General features: G+C 73.2%; 16 protein-coding genes. 12 read left to right on the top strand and 4 right to left on the bottom strand.

Annotated features, from left to right (window positions below):
* Positions 1–329: 329 nt before the first annotated feature.
* From leuS to ABZ576_RS03090, 5 genes are all read left to right on the top strand, one after another.
* A complete protein-coding gene (gene leuS / locus ABZ576_RS03110; RefSeq protein WP_360735148.1) occupies positions 330–3,203 on the top strand; it encodes a leucine--tRNA ligase in 2,874 nt (957 codons plus the stop codon).
* A 141-nt stretch (positions 3,204–3,344) separates the two neighbouring features.
* Positions 3,345–4,079, top strand: a complete 735-nt coding sequence (locus ABZ576_RS03105) for a hypothetical protein (RefSeq protein ID WP_360735147.1) — start codon at positions 3,345–3,347, stop codon at positions 4,077–4,079.
* A gap of 72 nt (positions 4,080–4,151) precedes the next feature.
* Positions 4,152–4,997, top strand: coding sequence for a DegV family protein (locus ABZ576_RS03100; protein ID WP_360735145.1), 846 nt, complete (start codon positions 4,152–4,154; stop codon positions 4,995–4,997).
* Positions 4,998–5,252: 255 nt separating this feature from the next.
* Entirely contained in the window at positions 5,253–6,413 is a 1,161-nt protein-coding gene (locus tag ABZ576_RS03095) for a helix-hairpin-helix domain-containing protein (protein WP_360735143.1), read from the top strand.
* An 83-nt stretch (positions 6,414–6,496) separates the two neighbouring features.
* Positions 6,497–9,292: a ComEC/Rec2 family competence protein gene (locus ABZ576_RS03090; RefSeq protein ID WP_360735515.1), complete on the top strand. Its 2,796-nt coding sequence runs from the start codon at positions 6,497–6,499 to the stop codon at positions 9,290–9,292.
* On the opposite strand, the gene ABZ576_RS03085 is transcribed toward ABZ576_RS03090, so the two are convergent.
* A complete protein-coding gene (locus ABZ576_RS03085) occupies positions 9,269–9,565 on the bottom strand; it encodes a hypothetical protein (RefSeq protein WP_360735141.1) in 297 nt (98 codons plus the stop codon). The two genes, ABZ576_RS03090 and ABZ576_RS03085, sit on opposite strands and share 24 nt — an antisense overlap.
* Here ABZ576_RS03085 and ABZ576_RS03080 point away from each other — a divergent pair.
* From ABZ576_RS03080 to holA, 3 genes are all read left to right on the top strand, one after another.
* Positions 9,564–10,400 carry an arylamine N-acetyltransferase gene (locus tag ABZ576_RS03080; RefSeq protein ID WP_360735139.1) on the top strand — a complete coding sequence of 279 codons (837 nt, stop codon included), beginning with the start codon at positions 9,564–9,566 and terminating at the stop codon, positions 10,398–10,400. The two genes, ABZ576_RS03085 and ABZ576_RS03080, sit on opposite strands and share 2 nt — an antisense overlap.
* A 148-nt stretch (positions 10,401–10,548) precedes the next feature.
* Positions 10,549–10,794 (top strand): hypothetical protein, encoded by a 246-nt coding sequence (locus ABZ576_RS03075; protein ID WP_360735137.1) that lies wholly within the window; start codon positions 10,549–10,551, stop codon positions 10,792–10,794.
* 87 nt (positions 10,795–10,881) lie between these two features.
* Positions 10,882–11,871 (top strand): DNA polymerase III subunit delta, encoded by a 990-nt coding sequence (gene holA, locus ABZ576_RS03070; RefSeq protein ID WP_360735135.1) that lies wholly within the window; start codon positions 10,882–10,884, stop codon positions 11,869–11,871.
* 263 nt (positions 11,872–12,134) lie between these two features.
* Here holA and rpsT read toward each other — a convergent pair whose 3' ends face one another.
* Complete coding sequence (gene rpsT / locus ABZ576_RS03065; RefSeq protein ID WP_067006864.1) at positions 12,135–12,401, bottom strand: 30S ribosomal protein S20; 267 nt, start codon at positions 12,399–12,401, stop codon at positions 12,135–12,137.
* Between the two features lie 225 nt (positions 12,402–12,626).
* Between rpsT and lepA the strand changes: the two genes are divergently transcribed.
* The 4 genes from lepA to hemW all read left to right on the top strand — a co-directional run bounded on the left by lepA (position 12,627) and on the right by hemW (position 20,175).
* A complete protein-coding gene (gene lepA / locus ABZ576_RS03060) occupies positions 12,627–14,501 on the top strand; it encodes a translation elongation factor 4 (protein ID WP_360735133.1) in 1,875 nt (624 codons plus the stop codon).
* A 259-nt stretch (positions 14,502–14,760) separates the two neighbouring features.
* Entirely contained in the window at positions 14,761–16,635 is a 1,875-nt protein-coding gene (locus ABZ576_RS03055) for an AMP-dependent synthetase/ligase (RefSeq protein ID WP_360735131.1), read from the top strand.
* 458 nt (positions 16,636–17,093) lie between these two features.
* Positions 17,094–18,914, top strand: a complete 1,821-nt coding sequence (locus tag ABZ576_RS03050) for a SpoIIE family protein phosphatase (protein WP_360735513.1) — start codon at positions 17,094–17,096, stop codon at positions 18,912–18,914.
* A gap of 28 nt (positions 18,915–18,942) precedes the next feature.
* Positions 18,943–20,175: a radical SAM family heme chaperone HemW gene (gene hemW, locus ABZ576_RS03045; protein ID WP_360735129.1), complete on the top strand. Its 1,233-nt coding sequence runs from the start codon at positions 18,943–18,945 to the stop codon at positions 20,173–20,175.
* 231 nt (positions 20,176–20,406) lie between these two features.
* Here hemW and ABZ576_RS03040 read toward each other — a convergent pair whose 3' ends face one another.
* Together ABZ576_RS03040 and ABZ576_RS03035 are read right to left on the bottom strand one after the other, a co-directional pair.
* On the bottom strand, positions 20,407–21,237 hold the full coding sequence (locus ABZ576_RS03040) for a DUF3097 domain-containing protein (RefSeq protein WP_360735127.1): 831 nt from the start codon (positions 21,235–21,237) through the stop codon (positions 20,407–20,409).
* A 248-nt stretch (positions 21,238–21,485) separates the two neighbouring features.
* On the bottom strand, positions 21,486–22,208 hold the full coding sequence (locus tag ABZ576_RS03035) for an MBL fold metallo-hydrolase (protein ID WP_360735125.1): 723 nt from the start codon (positions 22,206–22,208) through the stop codon (positions 21,486–21,488).
* Positions 22,209–22,227 lie beyond the last annotated feature (19 nt).

The raw sequence follows: 22,227 nt of genomic DNA, 5'->3' as shown, positions 1-22,227 counted from the left end.
GGGGTTTGAGTTATTGCGTTGTTATCAACGGACAATGCGACTGGGGCGGTGTCCCTTAGGGGACGGTACGCGCAGTAATCCTTGACCTTTGTTCAGCTTCGGCGGGCTACGTGACATGTCCACCAGGCATACGGAAGCGCGTCGCGGCTTGCTCAAGGGCTGCGGTACCCTAGCGCCATGCGTGCCGTACGCCTTCTGCTTAGCGGGCCGCGCTGATCAGTACCGACCCCCGGTCAAGCCGTGAGGTCGGCATCGGCGCGGCGTCCCCTCCTGTGCGAGGGGTTTTTTCATTTCCGCAGGCAGAGACGATCGATGGAGCTTTGAGGATCATGAGCGAGACGAACCCCGCTGCCACCGCCGAGGTGGCTGCGCCGCACCGCTACACGGCCGCCGTGGCAGCCGAGATCGAGGCACGCTGGCAGGACTTCTGGGACGCCGACGGCACCTACGCGGCGCCGAACCCCACGGGCGATCTGGCGGGCGACGCCGAGCTGGTCGCACGGCCCAAGAAGTTCATCATGGACATGTTCCCGTACCCCTCCGGTGCGGGCCTGCACGTCGGCCACCCGCTGGGCTACATCGCCACCGACGTCTACGCCCGGTTCCAGCGCATGACCGGCCACAACGTCCTGCACACCCTGGGCTTCGACGCCTTCGGCCTGCCCGCCGAGCAGTACGCCGTGCAGACCGGCACGCACCCGCGCGTCTCCACCGAGGCCAACATCGAGAACATGAAGGCCCAGCTGCGCCGGCTGGGCCTGGGCCACGACAAGCGCCGGTCGTTCGCCACGATCGACCCGGAGTACTACAAGTGGACCCAGTGGATCTTCCTGCAGATCTTCAACTCCTGGTACGACGACGAGGCGCGCAAGGCCCGCCCGATCTCCGAGCTGATCGCCCAGTTCGAGTCCGGTGAACGCGGGATCGAGGGCACCACGCGCGCGTGGAACGAGCTGAGCGCCGCCGAGCGCGCCGACGTCCTGGGCGAGTACCGCCTGGCCTACGCCTCCGACGCGCCCGTCAACTGGTGCCCGGGCCTGGGCACCGTGCTGGCCAACGAGGAGGTCACCGCCGACGGGCGTTCCGAGCGCGGCAACTACCCGGTCTTCAAGGCCAAGCTGCGCCAGTGGAACATGCGCATCACCGCCTACGCCGACCGGCTGCTGGAGGACCTGGAGGAGCTGGACTGGCCCGAGGCCATCAAGCTGCAGCAGCGCAACTGGATCGGCCGCAGCGAGGGCGCCCGCGTCGACTTCCCGATCGACGGCGAGCGCATCACGATCTTCACCACCCGCCCGGACACCCTGTTCGGCGCCACCTACATGGTGCTGGCGCCCGAGCACCCGCTGGTCGACAAGTTCACCCCCGCGGCGTGGCCCGAAGGCACGCACGAGGTGTGGACCGGCGGCCACGCCACCCCGGCCGACGCCGTCGCCGCCTACCGCGCGCAGGCCGCCTCCAAGTCCGACGTCGAGCGGCAGGCCGAGGCCAAGGACAAGACCGGCGTCTTCACCGGCGCGTTCGCGACCAACCCCGTCAACGGCGAGCGGATCCCGGTCTTCATCGCCGACTACGTCCTGATGGGCTACGGCACGGGCGCGATCATGGCCGTCCCGGGCCACGACAGCCGCGACTTCGCCTTCGCGCGCGCCTTCGAGCTGCCGGTCCGCTGCGTGGTCGAGCCGACCGACGGCCGCGGCACCGACCCGTCCACCTGGGACGACGCCTTCGTCTCCTACGACGCGAAGATCGTCAACTCCGACAGCGACGACGTGCGGCTGAACGGCCTGGGCGTGGCCGACGCCAAGGCCCGCATCACCGAGTGGCTGGCCCGCAAGGGCATCGGCGAGGGCACCGTCAACTTCCGGCTGCGCGACTGGCTGTTCAGCCGCCAGCGCTACTGGGGCGAGCCCTTCCCGATCGTCTACGACGAGGACGGCATCGCCCACGCGCTGCCCGAGTCGATGCTGCCGCTGGAGCTGCCCGAGGTCGAGGACTACAGCCCGCGCACCTTCGACCCGGACGACGCCGACACGCAGCCCGAGACGCCGCTGTCGCGCAACGAGGAATGGGTCAACGTCACCCTGGACCTGGGCGACGGCCCGAAGAAGTACCGCCGCGAGACCAACACCATGCCCAACTGGGCCGGCTCCTGCTGGTACGAGTTCCGCTACCTGGACCCGCACAACGAGCAGCGGCTGGTCGACCCGGAGATCGAGCGCTACTGGATGGGCCCGCGCGAGGGCCAGCCGCACGGCGGTGTCGACCTGTACGTCGGCGGTGCCGAGCACGCCGTACTGCACCTGCTGTACGCGCGCTTCTGGTCCAAGGTCCTGTACGACCTGGGGCACGTCTCCTCCGCGGAGCCGTTCCACAAGCTGTTCAACCAGGGCATGATCCAGGCCTACGTCTACCGTGACAGCCGGGGCATCGCGGTGCCGGCCGCCGAGGTGGAGGAGCGCGACGGCGCCTACTACCACCAGGGCGAGAAGGTCAGCCGCCTGCTGGGCAAGATGGGCAAGTCCCTGAAGAACGCGGTGACCCCGGACGAGATCGCCGCGGAGTACGGCGCCGACACGCTGCGCCTGTACGAGATGGCCATGGGCCCGCTGGACGTCTCCCGCCCGTGGGACACGCGCGCGGTGGTCGGCCAGTTCCGGCTGCTGCAGCGGCTGTGGCGCAACATCGTCGACGAGACGACCGGCGAGGTCACCGTGACCGACGCCGAGCCGGACGAGGAGACCCTGCGCGCCCTGCACAAGGCCGTCGACGGCGTGCGCCAGGACCTGGAGGGCCTGCGCTTCAACACCGCCATCGCCAAGATCACCGAGCTGAACAACCACCTGACCAAGGCGGGCGGCGCGGTGCCGCGGTCCGTGGCCGAGCCGCTGGTGCTGATGATCGCCCCGCTGGCCCCGCACATCGCCGAGGAGCTGTGGCGCAAGCTGGGCCACACCGACTCGGTCGTCCACCGGGACTTCCCGGTCGCCGACCCGGCGTACGTCGTCGACGAGACCGTGACCTGCGTCGTGCAGATCAAGGGCAAGGTCAAGGCCCGTCTGGAGGTGCCGCCGGCCATCTCCGAGGAGGAGCTGGAGAAGGTGGCGCTGGCCGACGACAAGGTCGTCGCGGCGCTGGGCGGCGCGGCCATCCGCAAGGTCATCGTGCGGGCGCCGAAGCTGGTCAACATCGTCACGGCGTGATGACCGGGCGCCGGGCACGACCGGCGTCGGGGTAGTCCCCTACGGGCAGGTTCGGGGTCCTTCCGGAACTCCGGGCCTGCCCGCTGCGTTTACCGTGGAGAGCACAGCGGCCCGGGCCGTGCCGACCGGAGGAGGAGCGTCATGGAAGTTCTGCTGACCGTGTTCGCCCTGATGTTCCTGCTCTTCGTCGGTCTGGGCGCGTACGCCACGGTCAAGGCGGTCGGCGCCGCCAAACGCGGAGTGGACCGGACCATCGCGCAGGCCCGCCGCACGGTCGAGGACCACACGCTGCGCGCAAAGTCCTTCGCCCAGCTCGGCCCGGCCGGGGAGATCGCCCAGCTGCGGCTCGCGCTGCGCACCTCCATGCGGGCCACGCAGGACGCGCTGCACGCCGGCGCGGCCGAGGACGCGTCGCTGAAGGAGTCCCGCGGCCTCTTCGAGCGGCTCAGCGCGCACGGGCACGAGCTGGACGCGGACCTCAGGCGTCTGGAGTCCGAGCCGGACCGGACCACGCTCGCCGCGCACCTGCCCGAGCTGCGCAGCCGCACCGAGCGCATCACCAAGTCCGCGGACTCCCTGCGCTGGGCCGTCCGCGACCGGGCCCGCCGGTTCGCCGAGGACGATCTGAGCACTCTCAGCGCGCAGATCGACATCGAGGCGGGCGCCCTGCGCCACTGGACGCGTACCGAGACCGGCCAGGTGCCCCCGCAGTGGTCCGACGCGCCGTCCCCCGCCGACGGCCCGGCCGCGGAGCGGCCCCGGCCGACGGCGCCCGGGGCGGCCGCCGAGGAGCCCGCTCCCGACGCCATCGCCCCGCCCTCATGGCGTCCCGGGTTTCCGTGGCAGAAGAAACCCCGCCCCGAGAGCACCACATGAGCGGGCGGCTCCGGGGCCGCACCGCAGGGGCCGGGCTGCCGAGCGAGCACTACGCCAGGTAACCTCCAGGGCATGTCCCGCCATGTCGCGATCGTCACCGATTCCACGGCCTACCTGCCGCCCCGGACGATGGAGCGTCACGGCATCACCGCGGTACCGCTGACCGTCGTCCTCGGCAACCAGGCTCTCGAAGAGGGCACCGAGATCTCGACCCGCTCCCTGGCTCAGGCGCTGCAGAAACGGCGCTCCGTCACCACCTCCCGCCCCAGCCCCCAGCTCTTCGCGGAGACCTACCGCAGGGTCGCCGAGTCCGGCGCCGACGGCATCGTCTCCCTGCACCTGTCCGCCGAGTTGTCCGGCACCTACGACGCGGCGGTCCTCGCGGCGCGCGAAGCACCGGTTCCGGTGCGGGTAGTGGACACCGGGATGGTCGCGATGGCGCTCGGCTTCTGCGCGCTCGCCGCGGCCGAGACCGCGGAGGCGGGCGGCACCGTGGACGAAGCCGTCACGGCCGCCGAGAAGCGGGCCGCGGGCACGTCCGCCTACTTCTACGTCGACACCCTCGACTATCTCCGCCGTGGTGGCCGTATCGGAGCCGCGCAGGCGCTGCTGGGTTCCGCGCTCGCCGTGAAGCCGCTGCTCCAGCTGGACGGCGGCCGCATCGAGCTGCTCGAGAAGGTGCGCACGGCGTCCAGGGCGATCGCCCGCCTCGAGGAACTCGCAACCGAGCGGGCGGGCGGCGCGGAGGTCGACATCGCCGTCCACCACCTCGCCGCCCCGGACCGGGCCGCCGCACTCGCCGACCGCCTGCGAGCCCGCCTCCCGGGCCTGGCCGACCTGCACGTCAGCGAGGTCGGCGCGGTGATCGGCGCACACACCGGGCCCGGACTGCTGGGCGCGGTCGTCTCACCCCGCTGACACCGCGAACTCCTGCGCTTCCGCTCCAGTCGGCGGCCGGGGTGGGGCTGTGCTCTCTCCGGTCGGCGTCCGAGGTGGGGTGATGTGCTCTCTCTGGTGGGCGTTGGGGGTGGGGCGGTCCGCTTTCTCCCCAGTCGGTTTCCGGAGCCGGCTGGTTTCCCTCGTGCGAGTGACGCGGTTTTCCACAACCTCGCTGTCATCCACGGGAATTGACCAAGATCATCGCGAAGCGGCGGAAGCGTCCACGCTCGTCGCATGGCACTTCGATCCCGTTCACGCACAGCGACCCCGACCAGTGGCCCCGGCCGCGGCCCGGCCTCGGACGGCCGCATCCGCCACCGGCGCGTCACCGGGCGCCGCCACACCACCGAGCGCCGCCGCACCCGGCACCACCGGCCCGCACCGGGGGAGGAGACGCGCCGTCGAGCGGAGCTTCTCTTCGGCGAACGGGCCGTGCAGTGGCGGGAGTCGGGGAACGCACCACCGGGTCACAGCGGGTCCGCGAGCACGCCGACGGCCACGGTGACGGGCCAGGTGCTCGGCCTGAGTCCGGCGCGGACAGCCACGGCGGCCGCACCCGAGCCGGGCCCGACGCCGGCACGGGAACCGGACGGTGCGGCCGGCCCGGCGCCGCTGCCGGGCGGCACCACACGTCGCGGACCGGCCGGGTCGGCGCGAGAAACCGGGCCCGAGGAGTCCGCCGGCCCGGACTGGCGGGAGCGAGCCGGGTCGGCGCTGCGGGAGCGGATGCCGGTGTGGCTCCAGGCGCGGTACGGAGTGGAACGGCGGGGAGTCCTGGCGCTCGCCGTGGTGCTGCTGGCCGCCGCCGTGTTCGCCGTGCAGCACTTCTGGACGAGCCGGCCGCAGTCCGTGAGCGCCCCTCAAGTGGTGCGCCCGGCAGCGCCGTGCGGCAAGAAGAGTGAGGGAGGGGCAGCGGGTGCGGCCGGCGGTGATCGGGCGGCACCGGGCGGACAGATCGTCGTGGACGTCAGCGGCAAGGTCCGGGAACCGGGGATCCGGCGGCTGCCCGCCGGCGCCCGGGTGGCCGACGCGCTGCGGGCGGCGGGCGGGGTCAGGCCGGGTGTGAGCACGGAGGGACTCAACCGCGCCCGCTTCCTGATCGACGGCGAACAGGTGGTCGTCGGCGCTCCGGCCGCCCAGGCCGCTCCGCCCGGTCCGGCAGCGGGATCGCTCACCGGACCCGGCGGCACCGGCTCCGCGGCGGCGCCGGTCTCCCTCAACACGGCCACCGCGGACCAGCTGGACACCCTGCCCGGAGTCGGCCCGGTACTGGCGCAGCACATCATCGACTACCGCACCCGGCACGGCGGTTTCCGTTCGGTGGACGAACTGCGCGAGGTCAACGGCATCGGTGACCGCCGGTTCACCGACCTGCGTGCCCTGGTACGGCCATGAGCCGCGCGCTCGACAGAGCGGGCCCGCGCACGCCCAGGAATCCCGAGGAGCCCGCGACCGCGCCCGAAGGCCCCAGCGGCCCCATGGACCTCCGCCTGGTGCCGCCCGCGCTCGCTGCCTGGGCCACGGCGGCCCTGACCCTGGACGCACCAGCGGCCTGGACCACCGGGACCGTCGTCGTCGGCCTGGTCGGAGGACTGCTTCTGCTGTCGGCGCGGTGGCCGGGGCGGGCCGGGGCAGCCGCCTGGGCTGGGCGGGCTGGCGGAGCCGAAGGGGTGGGGCGGGCCGGAGGAGCTACGTGGGCCGGGCGGGCCGGGGAAGTCGAAGGGGTTGGGCGGGCCGGGGAAGCCTCGTCGGCCGGGCGGGTACGGGCCGGGTGGGTGCGTGACCGGTTCGGCTGGGCGAGGGCCGCCGTCGCCGCGGTGCTGCTCTGTGCCGCCGCCGCAGCCGCGTCCGCCGGACTGCACGGGGTGGACGTGCGACGTGGGCCGGTGCCCGAGCTGGCCCGGCGGTTCGCGACCGTGACCGCCGAGGCCGAGGTGACCGGCGACCCATGGCTGAGCAGGCCACGGGTGCGCGGCGATCACGCGGCGCCCGTGGCGGTACTGGTGAGGGCCGAGCTGCGGAGCGTCGAGGAGGCCGACGGTAGGCGTGAGCGGATCCGGACTCCCGTGCTGCTGATCGTCGACGCCGACGTTCCGGCACCCGGCCGGAGTGCCGAAGACACCCGGAGTGCCGAAGACACCCGGAGTGCCGAAGACACCCGGAGCGCCGGGGGCAACGGGAGAAGCGAGGGCAACGGGAGAAGCGAGGGCACCGGGAGTGGCGAAGGCGCCTGGAGTGACGCGCCGCCGCGGGCCGTCGCCGAACGGGCGGGGCACGGGGGCCGTGCCGCCTGGCTCGGGCTGCTGCCGTCCACGCGGCTCCGGCTGGCAGGACGGCTGGCGCCCGCGCTGACGGGTGGGGACCGGACCGCGGCCGTGCTGCGGGTCCGCGGCCGGCCGGAGCCCCGGATCGTGGCGGGGCCGAGCGGGCCGCAACGGCTGGCGGGGCGGCTCAGGGCCGGTCTGCGCGAGGCCAGCGAAGACCTGCCGGACGATGCTCGGGCGCTGCTTCCCGGGCTGGTCGTCGGGGACACCTCACGCATCACGCCCGAGCTGGACGACGCCTTCCGGGCCACGGACCTGACGCACACGCTCGCCGTCTCCGGCAGCAACCTCACCGTCCTGCTCGCGCTGCTCATCGGTCCGCCCGGCCTGGCCCAGCGGGCCGAGCGCCGTGGCCTCGCGCCACGCCTGGGGCTCTCCCTGCGGGCGACCGCCCTGCTCGCGGGAGCGCTGACGCTGGGCTTCGTGCTCGTCTCCCGGCCCGACCCCAGTGTCCTGCGGGCTGCCGCCTGCGGTGCGGTGGCGTTGCTCGCCCTGGCCACCGGGCGGCGCAGATCCCTGATCCCGGCGCTGGCCACCGCCGTTCTGCTGCTGGTGCTCTACGACCCCTGGCTGGCCCGCAGTTACGGCTTCCTGCTGTCCGTACTGGCCACCGGCGCACTGCTGGTGCTGGCGCCGGGCTGGAGCGCGGCGCTGCGCCGGCGCGGGGTACCCCCGAGGCTCGCCGAGGCGCTGGCGGCGGCTGCCGCCGCGCAGGCCGTGTGCGCACCGGTGGTGGCGGTGCTGTCGGCCCGGGTGAGCCTGGTGGCGGTGCCGTGCAACCTGCTGGCCGAGGTGGCGGTGGCGCCGGCCACGGTGCTGGGGTTCGCGGCGCTCGCCACGGCGCCGCCGGCCATGCCGGTCGCCAAGGCGCTGGCCTGGTGCGCGGGCTGGCCCGCCGGGTGGATCGCCGGCGTCGCCAGGGCCGGTGCAGCGCTGCCGGGCGCCGGCGTGGACTGGCCGGCGAGCTGGCCGGGGGCGCTGGCGCTGGCGGCGGTCACCGTGGCCGTCGTCCTGGCAGGCCGCCGGCTGCCACGGCACCCAGGGTGGGCCGTGCTGCTGGCGCTCCTGGTCGTGGTGCTGGTGACGCGGCCGGCGCCGCTGACCCGGGTGCTCACGGGCTGGCCGCCGCCGGGCTGGCGGTTCGCGATGTGCGACGTCGGACAAGGGGACGCGACCGTGCTGGCGGCGGGCGAGGGTGCCGGAGTGGTCGTGGACGCCGGACCGGACCCTGCCCTGGTCGACGACTGCCTGCGGCAGCTGGGCATCACGCGCGTCCCCCTCCTGGTCCTGACCCACTTCCACGCCGACCACGTGGCGGGCCTGCGCGGCGTCCTGCGGGGCCGCCCGGTGGCCGCGATCGAGACCACGGGCTTCGCGGAACCCGCGGACCAGGCGGAATTCGTCCGCAAGGAGGCGGCTGAGCGGCACATCCCGGTCACGACGGCCGTCGCGGGAGAGGAACGGCACACCGGACCGCTCACCTGGAAGGTCCTGTGGCCCCCTCCGCGGAGCGGGCCGCCCTCCGGCACCCGGGTACCCCCGGCCCGGCCGGGCGCCGTCTTCGAGCCCGAGGGCCCCAACGACGCCAGCGTCGCACTGCTGGTGCGTACGGGCGGGCTGCGGATGCTGTTGCTCGGCGACCTCGAACCACCGGCCCAGCAGGCGCTGCTGCGGTCACCGGCGGCGGCCGAGCTGGCCGGAGTGGACGTCCTCAAGGTGGCGCATCACGGATCGGCCTATCAGGACCCGGAGCTGACACGGCTCGCGGCACCCCGGGTGGCGCTCGTGTCCACCGGTGCCGGCAACCCCTACGGCCACCCGGCACCGGCCACCGTGGCCGCGCTGCGGGCCGGCGGCGCGGTGGTCCTGCGCACCGACCGGGACGGCGCGCTGGCGGTCGGTGGGACCGGAGGGAAGGACGGGGAGCTACAGGTGACCGCAGAGGACTAGCGCGCACGGCAGGCCCCTGCGGACGAGCAGGCCGAACAGGCGCAGGAGGGCCAGGAGAGCGAAGAGAGCCAGGAGAGCCAGGAAAGCGAAGAGGGCGGGGAGGGCGGGGAGGGCGGGGAGGGCCAAGAGAGCCGGGAGGAGCTGGAGGCTTGGGAGAGCGAGGAGGGCGCTGGAGGCCAAGTGGTACTGGAGGGCCGGGAGGAGCTGGAGGGCCGGGAGGAGCTGGAGGGCCGGGAGGACGGCGGTGTCCGCGGTCGCCGAGACTGGGCACATGACATCAGCACAGCTGGACGCCTATCTCCGCCGTCTCGGCATCGCACGCCCGCAGCGGCCCACCAGTGAGGCGCTGCGCGAGCTGCACCTGCGCCATCTGCTGACCGTCCCCTTCGAGAACCTGTCGGTCCACCTCGGCGAGGAGATCGCCCTGGACGAGAAGCGGCTGCTGGACAAGGTGACCGAGGCCCGCAGGGGTGGCTTCTGCTACGAACTGAACGGCGCGTTCGGGACGTTGCTCACCGCCCTCGGGTACGAGGTGGAGCTGCTCGCGGGACGTGTGTACGGCGACGAGGGCCGGCTCGGGATCCCCTTCGACCACCTCGCGCTGCGGGTGCGGACGGCGGAGGGGGACACCTGGCTCGCCGACGTCGGCTTCGGGGCGCACAGTCACTACCCGTTGGCGCCGGGGGAACGCGGGGAGCAGGACGATCCCGGCGGGAGCTTCCGGGTGGTGGAGGCCGTACCGGATCCGGCCGGGGCACGCGGCGGGGACACGCCGGGCACCGGTGACCTGGACGTCCTGCGCGACGGCAAGCCGCAGTACCGGCTGGAGACCCGGCCCCGGGCGCTCGGGGACTTCGCGGCCGGTGCCTGGTGGCACAGCACCTCGCCGCGGTCGCACTTCACCCGGTCACTGATCTGCTCACGGGTCACCGAGGACGGCGGGAGGATCACGCTCGGCGGGCACCGGCTGAAGACGACCTGCGCGGACGGCACGCACGCTTCGAGAGAACTGGAGACGGACGACGAGGTGCTGGCGGTCTACCGGGAGTCGTTCGGAATCGAGTTGGACCGCGTGCCGACTGTGCGGAACCCTGTCGCGGGCGACTGATTGGGTCTCGCGCGCCCTCGAGGACCACACAGCTCGTGCCCGAGAACCGGCACCGGGAGGCGAGCCGGCCCCGACGGCCCGGCACCGGCGCCGGCACGTGAGCCGGCCTCGCTCTCCCGGGGCGTGGCCGGTGCCGGAGAATGGGCCCGTGAGCGATGTGAGACACGTGCTGGTGCTGCCCGACCGCGATGCCGCCGAGGAGGCGGCCGAGGCGCTCGGGCAGCGGTTCGGCATCGACGAGGAGCCCCGGCTCGTCCGTGACGCGCTGGCCGGCGAGGACGATGCCGAGGACGCCCAGTGGCTGCTGGTCCTGCGGGACGAGGGCGAGCGGCTCGACCCGGCCGAACTGGACGCGTTCGCGGGGGAGTGGGACGGCTGGCGCGAGGAGCCGTGACCCCGAGACGGACTCGGGGCCCGCTCCGGGACCGGTCGGGGTGCCGGGGTCGCTTGTTTGTCAGTGCCGCGTGGGATGCTGTCGGTGATGGCCAGGAAGACTGCGAATGACGACCCTCTCGCCCCGGTGACACTCGCCGTGGGCCAGGAGGACCTGCTGCTCGACCGTGCCGTGCAGGAGGTGGTGGCCGCCGCCAGGGCCGCCGACGCCGACACGGACGTACGTGACCTGACCCCGGACCAGCTCCAGCCCGGCACCCTCGCCGAGCTGACGAGCCCGTCGCTCTTCGCCGAGCGCAAGGTCGTGGTCGTACGCAACGCGCAGGACCTGTCCGCCGACACGGTCAAGGACGTGAAGGGGTACCTCGGTTCGCCCGCCGAGGAGATCACGCTCGTGTTGCTGCACGCCGGCGGCGCCAAGGGCAAGGGGCTGCTGGACGCCGCCCGCAAGGCGGGAGCGCGGGAGGTCGCCTGCCCGAAGATGACCAAGCCGGCGGACCGGCTGGCCTTCGTGCGGGGGGAGTTCCGCTCGGCCGGGCGGTCGGCCACCCCCGAGGCGTGCCAGGCCCTCTGCGACGCCATCGGGAGCGACCTGCGAGAGCTGGCCTCTGCGGTCTCGCAGCTGGTCGCCGATGTGGAGGGGACGATCGACGAGGCGGTCGTCGGGCGGTACTACACGGGGCGTGCGGAGGCCTCCAGTTTCACGGTCGCCGACCGGGCCGTGGAGGGGCGTACGGCGGAGGCGCTGGAGGCGCTCAGATGGTCGCTGGCCACGGGTGTGGCGCCCGTGATGATCACCAGCGCGCTGGCGCAGGGCGTGCGGGCGATCGGCAAGCTGTCCTCGGCCCGGGGCGGACGCCCGGCCGATCTGGCGCGCGAGCTGGGTATGCCGCCGTGGAAGATCGACCGGGTCCGGCAGCAGATGCGGGGCTGGACGCCGGACGGGGTCGCGGTGGCGCTGCGGGCGGTCGCGGAGGCCGACGCGGGCGTGAAGGGCGGGAGCGACGATCCCGAGTACGCGTTGGAGAAGGCGGTCGTGGTGATCGCGCGGGCCGCCCGGTCCCGCGGGCGCGCATAGCCGACCGGCTCCGCCGCCGAAGCCGAACCAATCCCTCGCCACCCCCACCCGTAACGACCCGCCCGGGCACGGCGCAGTGCGCAGACAGCCGAAAGCCCCGGCATCCGCCCTGGGGAAGGGTGGGGTGCCGGGGTCCGGTGCAAGCTGTTGGACTCGTACCCGCGTGGCGAACGCAGGCCGCGTACGAGTCCGAGGGTGCCGGGCGGGAGCGGATGAGAGAGGGCCCGCTCTGCGTCCGACCGGCGGTCAGATCAGGAAGGAGCTCAGCCCTTGAGGGACGTGACCTTGGAAGCAAGCGCCGACTTCTTGTTGGCGGCCTGGTTCTTGTGGATGACGCCCTTCGAGACGGCCTTGTCGAGCGCACGCGCGGCAGCGCGCTGCAGCTCGGTGGCCTTCTCGACGTCACCCGCGGCAGCGGCCTCGCGAGCCTTGCGGATCGCGGTCTTCAGGGAGGACTTGACGGCCTTGTTGCGCAGCCGAGCCTTCTCGTTGGTCTTGATCCGCTTGATCTGGGACTTGATGTTCGCCACGAAGGAGCCTTTTCAGGTTCTGGTGCGGGGCCGCACGGGTCCCGTACCGGTGATCCAAAATGATGTGTCGCGCTTCGCGCTGAGAGGGCATGAGGCGCAGCCATCTACAGTACCAGTGGCCCTCCGGACGGCCCAAAACGGCCCCCGGTCCCTGCCCGTGGGACCATGGAGACTACGTAACGATCCGACCCGAGGCATAAGGCGCCTCAAGAGACAGGACCCTGCGTGCCCGCGACCCCTAACCATGTGCCCGAGCCGAGCCGTACCGCCCCGGCTCTGATCCGCAACTTCTGCATCATCGCGCACATCGACCACGGCAAGTCCACGCTCGCCGACCGGATGCTCCAGCTGACCGGTGTGGTCGAGCAGCGGCAGATGCGTGCTCAGTACCTCGACCGGATGGACATCGAGCGCGAGCGCGGCATCACGATCAAGTCCCAGGCGGTGCGTCTGCCCTGGGCCCCCACCGAGGGCCCCGACCAGGGCACGACCCACATCCTCAACATGATCGACACCCCCGGGCACGTCGACTTCACCTACGAGGTCTCGCGGTCGCTGGCCGCCTGCGAGGGGACCATCCTCCTCGTCGACGCCGCCCAGGGCATCGAGGCGCAGACCCTCGCCAACCTCTACCTGGCGATGGAGAACGACCTCACGATCATCCCGGTGCTGAACAAGATCGACCTGCCGGCCGCCCAGCCGGAGAAGTTCGCCGAGGAGCTGGCGAACCTGGTCGGCTGCGACCCGCAGGACGTGCTCAAGGTCTCCGCGAAGACCGGCCTCGGCGTCGACGCGCTGCTGAACAAGGTCGTCAAGGAGATCCCCGCGCCGGTCGGGGTCGCCGACGCGCCCGCCCGCGCGATGATCTTCGACTCGGTCTACGACTCGTACCGCGGTGTCGTGACGTACGTCCGTGTCATCGACGGCCAGCTCAACAAGCGCGAGCGCATCCGGATGATGTCGACCGGCGCCACGCACGAGCTGCTGGAGATCGGCGTCAACTCGCCGGAGATGCTGCCGGCGGACGGCCTCGGCGTCGGTGAGGTGGGCTACCTCATCACCGGTGTGAAGGACGTCCGGCAGTCCAAGGTCGGTGACACCGTCACCAGCCAGCACAAGGGCGCCACCGAGGCCCTCGGCGGCTACAAGGACCCGAAGCCGATGGTCTTCTCCGGTCTGTACCCGCTGGACGGTTCCGACTACCCGGAGCTGCGCGAGGCGCTGGACAAGCTCCAGCTCAACGACGCCGCGCTGGTCTACGAGCCGGAGACCTCCGCGGCCCTCGGCTTCGGCTTCCGCGTCGGCTTCCTCGGCCTGCTGCACCTCGACGTGATCCGGGAGCGGCTGGAGCGCGAGTTCGGCCTGGACCTGATCGCCACCGCCCCCAACGTGGTCTACCGCGTGATCATGGAGGACGGCACCGAGGCCACGGTCACCAACCCGAGCGAGTTCCCCGAGGGGAAGATCGCCGAGGTGTACGAGCCGGTCGTGCGGGCCACGATCCTCGCGCCCACCGAGTTCATCGGCGCGATCATGGAGCTGTGCCAGACCCGGCGCGGCACCCTGCTCGGCATGGACTACCTGTCCGAGGACCGGGTCGAGATCCGCTACACCCTGCCGCTCGCGGAGATCGTCTTCGACTTCTTCGACCAGCTGAAGTCCAAGACGCGCGGTTACGCGTCCCTGGACTACGAGCCCACCGGCGAGCAGTCCTCCAGCCTGGTCAAGGTCGACATCCTGCTGCACGGCGACAAGGTGGACGCCTTCTCGGCGATCACCCACAAGGACCAGGCGTACGCGTACGGCGTGCGGCTCGTCGCCAAGCTCAAGGAGCTCATCCCGCGGCAGAACTTCGAGGTCCCGGTGCAGGCCGCCATCGGCTCCCGGGTCATCGCCCGCGAGACCATCCGCGCCATCCGCAAGGACGTCCTCGCCAAGTGCTACGGCGGTGACATCTCCCGCAAGCGGAAGCTGCTGGAGAAGCAGAAGGAAGGCAAGAAGCGGATGAAGATGGTGGGTTCCGTGGAGGTTCCGCAGGAGGCCTTCATCGCCGTTCTGTCCAGCGATGACAGCGCGGGGTCGGCCAAGGGCAAGAAGTAACCGGAGGTAACAAACGGTTACGTCCGCAATCCGGGCATGTGGGGGCCCGCCGTGCGAAAGTGCGGCGGGCCTCCGCGCGTGCCCGGCGTCGCCGCCGGGGGAAAGTGACAGGCCGTTGCCCCTTACGCAGCGGGCACTCGCGCCTTACCCTGATGCCTGCTTGATAGTTACTCGCGAGTTAAACAACGCTCGAAACCCCACTGTGAGTTAACCCAGCCGCACCGAGTCAGCCGCGATGTCGCGGGCCCCGGAGGATGTCGTGAGCGACACACAGACCCTGATCGAGAACCGTCCGCCGTCCGTGGCGGCCCTCTTCCTGGAGCGCGTGGCGGCCACTCCGGACGCCGAGGCATACCGCTACCCCGTCCCGTCCGCCACCGGTCAGGGCCCCGACGACTGGAAGTCGCTCAGCTGGGCGCAGACGGCCGAGCGGGTGTACGCGATCGCGGCCGGACTCATCGCACTGGGCCTCCAGCCCGAGCAGCGGGTCTCCCTCGCCTGCTCCACCCGCGTCGAGTGGCTCCTCGCCGACCTCGGCATCATGTGCGCGGGCGGCGCCACCACGACCATCTACCCGCAGACGAACGCCGACGAGTCCGCGTTCATCCTGGCCGACTCCGAGAGCCGGGTGCTGATCGCCGAGGACGCGGCCCAGCTCGCCAAGGCCGTGGAGAAGCGCGCCGAGCTGCCCGACCTGACCAAGGTCGTCGTCATCGACCCCACCGGCGTCGAGCCGGACGAATGGGTGACCACCCTGGCGGAGCTGGAGGAGCGCGGCGCCGCCTACCTGGAGGAGCACCCGCAGCTGATCAAGGAGCGGGTCGGCGCGATCACCAAGGAGCAGCTCGCCACCCTCATCTACACCTCCGGCACCACCGGCCGTCCCAAGGGCGTGCGCCTGCCGCACGACAATTGGTCGTACATGGCGAAGGCCATCGCCGCGACCGGGCTGATCAGCGGCGCGGACGTGCAGTACCTGTGGCTGCCGCTCGCGCACGTCTTCGCCAAGGTGCTCATCTCCGGGCAGATCGAGGTGGGTCACCTCACCGCCGTCGACGGCCGGGTCGACAAGATCATCGAGAATCTCCCGGTGGTGCAGCCGACGTACATGGCGGCCGTGCCGCGGATCTTCGAGAAGGTCTACAACGGCGTCGCGGCCAAGGCCCGGGAGGGCGGAGCGGCCAAGTACAAGATCTTCCAGTGGGCCGCCGGGGTCGCCCGCGAGTACGCCCGGACCAGCCAGGACAACTTCCGGCGCACCGGCACCGCCTCCGTGCCGTTCGGGCTCGCCGCCAAGCACAAGGTGGCCGACACCCTCGTCTACGGCAAGCTCCGCGAGGCGTTCGGCGGCCGGCTGCGCGCCTGTGTCTCCGGCGCCTCCGCGCTCGCGCCCGAGATCGGCTACTTCTTCGCCGGCGCCGGCATCCACATCCTGGAGGGCTACGGCCTCACCGAGACCTCCGCGGCCTCCTTCGTCAACCCCGGCGAGGCCTACCGCACCGGCACGGTCGGCAAGCCGCTGGCCGGCTGCGAGGTGCGGATCGCCGACGACGGCGAGATCCTGCTGCGCGGCCCCGGCATCATGGAGGGCTACCACAAGCTGCCCGAGAAGACCGCCGAGGTGCTGGAGTCCGACGGCTGGTTCCACACCGGCGACATCGGCGAGCTGTCGCCCGACGGCTACCTGCGCATCACCGACCGCAAGAAGGACCTCATCAAGACCTCGGGCGGCAAGTACGTCGCTCCTGCCGAGGTCGAGGGCCAGTTCAAGGCCGTCTGCCCGTACGTCTCCAACATCCTGGTGCACGGCGCCGACCGGAACTACTGCACCGCCCTCATCGCCCTGGACGAGATCGCGCTCCAGGAGTGGGCCAAGGAGAACGGCCTGGAGGGCCGCTCGTACGCCGAGATCGTCGCCGCCCCGCAGACGGTCGAGATGGTCGACGGGTACGTGCAGCAGCTCAACGCCGGGCTCCAGCGCTGGCAGACCATCAAGAAGTTCCGGCTGCTGCCGCGGGACCTGGACGTGGAGCACGGCGAGATCACGCCGAGCCTGAAGCTGAAGCGGCCGGTGGTCGAGCGCGTGTACAAGGACCTCATCGACGAGATGTACGCCGGGAGCAAGGAGCGCTGACGCGTCCGCCGGGAGTGCTGCGCCCCAGGCCGAACGGCTCGGGGGGCGCACCGCTCCGGGCGTGTGGGCGCGGGGGGTGCGTTCTCGGGCGGCGCCTCCGCGGGGGCGTACGTTCTCGGACCGCGCCTCCCGCCCCGGTGGCACGTCCCCGCAGCGGGTCCGCCCGGAGCACGACCCCGCAGCGGAACGGCCCGGAGCGGGCGCCCGCAGCAGGTCCGCCCGGGGAGTGTGTCGACTCCCGTGGCTCCTGCTCCCGCTCCCGTGGCTCCTGCCCCCGCGCCCGGCACTCCCGTGACCCGCACCCCCGGCGCCCGCACGAGGGCGCCCTTTCCCGTTCGCCGGCGCTCGAAAGATTCCCGCTTCTGGTGCACCCGTAGCACAGTTCTCGGCCATTACCGTCCGCTTCGGTGACTCAGCGCTCACGGCCGCCCCCGGTCTGTCACCCTGGCGGCATGGACATGGCGGCCATACCGACGCAGCGGGAGAGCGGCACCGAGCCCGGTGGGACGAGCGGGCGGGCGACCCTGCCCGGGAGCCCTCTCGCCCCCGGCTCGGCCCGCGCGCTGGTGCGTGCCGCGCTGGAGAACGCGCCCGGGATGTCCGCGCGGCTGGCCGACGACGTCATGGCCGTGGTGAGCGAGCTGGTCACCAACGCCGTGGTGCACGCCGGCACCGACGTGCACGTCGAGTGGCGGCTGGAGGAGACCGGCGCGTTCGTCGTCGAGGTCCGGGACCAGCACCCCTCCCGCGCCCCGCGGGACGCCGGCGGCGGCGAGGGCGGGTACGACACACCGGAGTACGGCCGCGGCCTCCGCCTCGTCGCCACGCTCGCCGAGTCCTGGGGCGTCACCTACCGCACCGGCGCCAAGACCGTGTGGGCGCGGCTCCCCCCGGGCGGCAGCGAGGCACTGGACGGACCGGCCCCGGACCCCGCCCTGGAGGTCGCCGAGGACCTCGCCCCGCAGCCGCACCGCGCCGACGGCGACCGGGACTGGCTCGGCCGGGGCGCGCTGTCCTTCCTCGCCGAGGCGTCCGATCTGCTCGCCGGGCAGCTGGACGAGAACCTGGTCGCCGCGCTCACCGGCCAGCTGATCGTGCCCCGGCTCGCCGACTGGTGCGCGATCTGGCTGGAGGACGAGGCGAGCGTGCGCGGCCGCGCGGGCGGCGGGCCCGCCCGGGTCTGGCACGCCAGCGAAGCCCGCATCGAGGAACTGCGGTGCGCCCTGGAGAAGGAGCCGCCGGGGCCGCCGGACGGGCTGCGCTCCGGCCCCGAGCCCTACCCCTGGCCCGGCCACGCCCTCGGTCCGCAGGGGGCCGACGGCACGGCGCTGTCGTACCGGCTGATCGCGGGCGGCCGCCCGCTCGGCACCCTGGTCATCGGCCGGAACGGGCCGGCCGGCTTCCCCGAGGAGGTCACCGGGCTGGTGGAGGACCTCGGCCGGCGGGTCGCCCTGGCCATCGGCGCGGCCCGGCAGTACGCCCGCCAGGCCACCATCAGCGCCGTCCTCCAGCGCGGCCTGCTGCCCGGCGCGGTCGCCGAGATCCCCGGCGTGCGCAGCGCGCTCGTCTACGAACCCTGCGACAAGGGCGGCCCGAGCGGCGATTTCTACGACCTGTTCCCGGCGGGCGACGGACGCTGGTGCTTCGCCGTCGGCGACGTCCAGGGCAAGGGCCCGGAGGCGGCCGTGGTCATCGGCCTCGCCCGCCCCTGGCTGCGCCTCCTCGCCCGCGAGGGCTACCGGGTCGCCGACGTCCTGGACCGGCTCAACCAGCTGCTGCTGGACGACGCCACCGAGGCCGCCGACGCCGCCGCCCGCGCCCTGGTCGCCGCCGGCGGCCGGCCCCTGGCCGGCGGGGACGGCCCGCAGACCCGCTTCCTCTCCCTCCTCTACGGCGAGCTGACACCGCACGACGGCGGGGTCCGCTGCACCCTCGCCTCCGCCGGCCACCCGCTCCCGCTCGTCCTCGGCCCCGACGGCACCGTGCGCACCGCCGCCCGCCCGCAGACCCTGCTCGGCGTCGTGGAGGACGAGACGTACACCAGCGAGACCCTGGAGCTGCGGCCCGGCGACAGCCTGCTGTGCGTCACCGACGGGGTGACCGAGCGCCGCTCCGGCTCCCGCCAGTTCGACGACGGCGACGGGCTCGCCCGCGCGCTGGCGGGCTGCGCCGGGCTCGGCGCCGAGCTGATCGCGGAGAGGATCCGCCGCCTCGTCCACGACTTCGGCGGCGGGCTCCCCGAGGACGACCTGGCCCTGCTGGTGCTCCAGGCGGAGTGACACCCCCGGGTGCTGGACAATGGAAGGCATGCCTTCCGCACTCCCCGACGGCGAGCCCGTCCCCGCCGACGGCGCGCTGCCCGCGCACGCGCTCGCCGGGGCCGCCGCCCGCCCGCTCGGTTTCTACCTGCACGTCCCGTACTGCGCCACCCGCTGCGGCTACTGCGACTTCAACACCTACACCGCCACCGAGCTGCGCGGCACCGGCGGAGTGCTCGCCTCCCGGGACAACTACGCGGACACGCTGGCGGACGAGGTCCGGCTGGCGCGGAAGGTGCTCGGCGACGACCCGCGCGCGGTCCGTACGGTCTTCGTCGGCGGCGGCACGCCGACCCTGCTCGCCGCCGACGACCTCGTCCGCATGCTGGGCGTGATCCGCGACGAGTTCGGGCTCGCCCCGGACGCCGAGATCACCACCGAGGCGAACCCGGAGTCCGTCGGCCCCGCCTATCTCGCCACCCTCCGCGAGGGCGGCTTCAACCGGATCTCCTTCGGCATGCAGAGCGCGAGGCGGCACGTGCTGCGCGTCCTCGACCGCACCCACACCCCGGGCCGCCCGGAGCGCTGCGTGGCGGAGGCCCGGGCGGCGGGCTTCGACCACGTCAACCTCGACCTGATCTACGGCACGCCGGGGGAGAGCGACGACGACTGGCGGGCGTCCCTGGAGGCCGCCCTGGGCGCCGGCCCCGACCACATCAGCGCCTACGCGCTCATCGTGGAGGAGGGCACCCAGCTCGCCCGCCGGATCCGCCGGGGCGAGATCCCGGCGACCGACGACGACGTCCACGCCGACCGCTACCTGATCGCCGAGGAGATGCTCGGCCGGGCGGGCTTCGACTGGTACGAGGTCTCCAACTGGGCCACCTCCGAGGCGGGCCGCTGCCTGCACAACGAGCTGTACTGGCGGGGCGCCGACTGGTGGGGCGCCGGGCCCGGGGCGCACTCGCACGTGGGCGGGGTGCGCTGGTGGAACGTGAAGCACCCGGGCGCGTACGCGGCCGCCCTCGCCGCCGGCCGTTCCCCGGGCGCGGGCCGCGAGCTGCTGTCCGAGGAGGACCGGCGGGTGGAGCGGATCCTGCTGGAGCTGCGGCTGCGCGAGGGGGTGCCGCTGTCGCTGCTGAAGGAGGAGGGGCTGGCGGCGTCCCGGCGGGCGCTGGCCGACGGGCTGCTCCAGGAGGGGCCCTACGCGCAGGGGCGGGCCGTGCTCACCTTGCGGGGCCGGCTGCTGGCGGACGCGGTGGTGCGGGACCTGGTGGACTGATCACTCCGGGTGCGGGGAACCGCCGGTAAACGCCGGTGCGGGGAGCCTCCGGGAACGCCGGTGCGGGGAGCCTCCGGGAACGCCGGTGCGGGAACCCGGACCGGTGTTCCGGGAACCCGCACCGGGGCTTCGGGAACCCGCACCGGGGTTCCGGGAACCCGGACCGGGGCTTCGGGGAGCCGGACCGGCATGGTCCGGGAGATCGGCGGCCCGGACCACCGTGTCCGGCACTCACCCGGACGTCGGGCCGTCGGGCCCCCCGCTCCCCGTGACGAAGTCGATCAGCTCCTCCACCCGTCCCAGCAGCTCCGGCTCCAGGTCCTTGTAGGAGCCCACCCGCCGCAGGATCGCCTGCCACACCGCCCCGGTGTTCTCCGACGGCCACCCCAGCGCCCGGCACACCCCCGTCTTCCAGTCCTGCCCCCTGGGCACCGCCGGCCATCCCGCGATGCCCAGCGCGGCCGGCTTCACGGCCTGCCAGATGTCGATGTAGGGGTGGCCGACCACCAGCGCGTGCTCGCTGGTCACCGACTGCGCGATCCGCCACTCCTTCGTGCCTGGCACCAAGTGGTCCACCAGCACGCCCAGGCGGGCGTCCGGGCCCGGAGCGAAGGACTCCACGATCGCCGGCAGGTCGTCCACGCCCTCCAAGTACTCCACGACCACCCCCTCGACGCGCAGGTCGTCCCCCCAGACCTTCTCGACCAGCTCGGCGTCGTGCCGGCCCTCGACGTAGATGCGGCCGGCGCGGGCCACGCGCGCGCGTGCCTGGGGGACGGCGACCGAACCGGATGCCGTACGGGCCGGCCGCGCCGGAGCTGACGACGGCCGGACCAGCGTCACCACCCGCCCCTCCAGCAGGAAGCCGCGCGGCTCCAGCGGGAACACCCGGTGCTTGCCGAAGCGGTCCTCCAGGGTCACCGTGCCGGCCTCGCAGCGGATCACCGCCCCGCAGAACCCGGTGCCGGGCTCCTCCACGACCAGTCCCGGCTCGGCCGGCACCTCCGGCACGGGCTGCTGCTTCTTCCACGGCGGGGTGAGGTCGCGGGAGTACTGGCGCATTCGAACGACGATAGGAGAAGACGCCCGCCGAGGCTCACGACACGCCGTGGAACGCCCCCGGGAGCCGCCCGGATCACGCCGGGCACCGGCCGGCCGCCCCGGGAAGCCGGTCAGGGAACGCCGGTGCGGGCCGCCGAGAGAGGACCGGGCCGCCGAGGGAAGACCGGGCCGCCGAGGGAGGACCGGGCCGCCGAGGGAACGCCGGGCCGCCGAGAGAGGACCGGGCCGCCGAAGGAACGCCGGTCCGCTCAGAGCACGCCGAAGCGCGCGGCCAGCGCGTCCCGCTGGCGGCGGACGAAGGACGCGTCCACCACCGCGCCGTGACCCGGCACGTACACCGCCTCCTCGCCGCCGAGCGCCAGCAGCCGGTCCAGCGCGTCCGGCCAGCGGGACGGGACCGCGTCGGGCCCCGCCTGCGGCTCGCCGGACTCCTCCACCAGGTCACCGCAGAAGACGACCTCCGGGTCGCCCGGCACCAGCACCACCAGGTCGTGCGCGGTGTGGCCGGGGCCCACGTTCGCCAGCAGCGCCTGCCGGCCGTCGCCGAGATCGAGGGTCCACTCGCCCGAGACCAGGTGCCCGGGCGGGACCAGCGCCTCCACCGCGCGCTCCGCGTCCGCGGCGGGCAGACCGTTGCGCACCGCGTCCAGGCGCAGCTCCTCGCGCTCGTACGCCAGCACCGCGTCCAGGCCCACCGCCGCGTACGCCTGTACGCCGGCGAACGCGGCGGCGCCGAAGACGTGGTCGAAGTGCGGATGGGTCAGGGCGAGATGGGTCACACGGCCGTCGGCCAGTTCCTGCGCCTGCGCCCGTAGCCGCGCCCCCTCGGTGAGGCTCGATCCGGCGTCCACCACGAGCGCCGTGCCCGCGCCGATCACCAGGCCGGCGGTGCAGTCCCAGCCGGGCAGCCGGCACCGCCCCACCCCGGCCGCCAGCCGTTCCCACCCGAGCTCTTCCCAAGTCACGGTCATACCGGCGACGCTAGCGGTA

Origin of the sequence: Streptomyces sp. NPDC013455, from assembly GCF_040632975.1 — a bacterium.
Taxonomy (GTDB): Bacteria; Actinomycetota; Actinomycetes; order Streptomycetales; family Streptomycetaceae; genus Streptomyces.
This window is presented reverse-complemented; position numbering and strand designations above follow the sequence as displayed.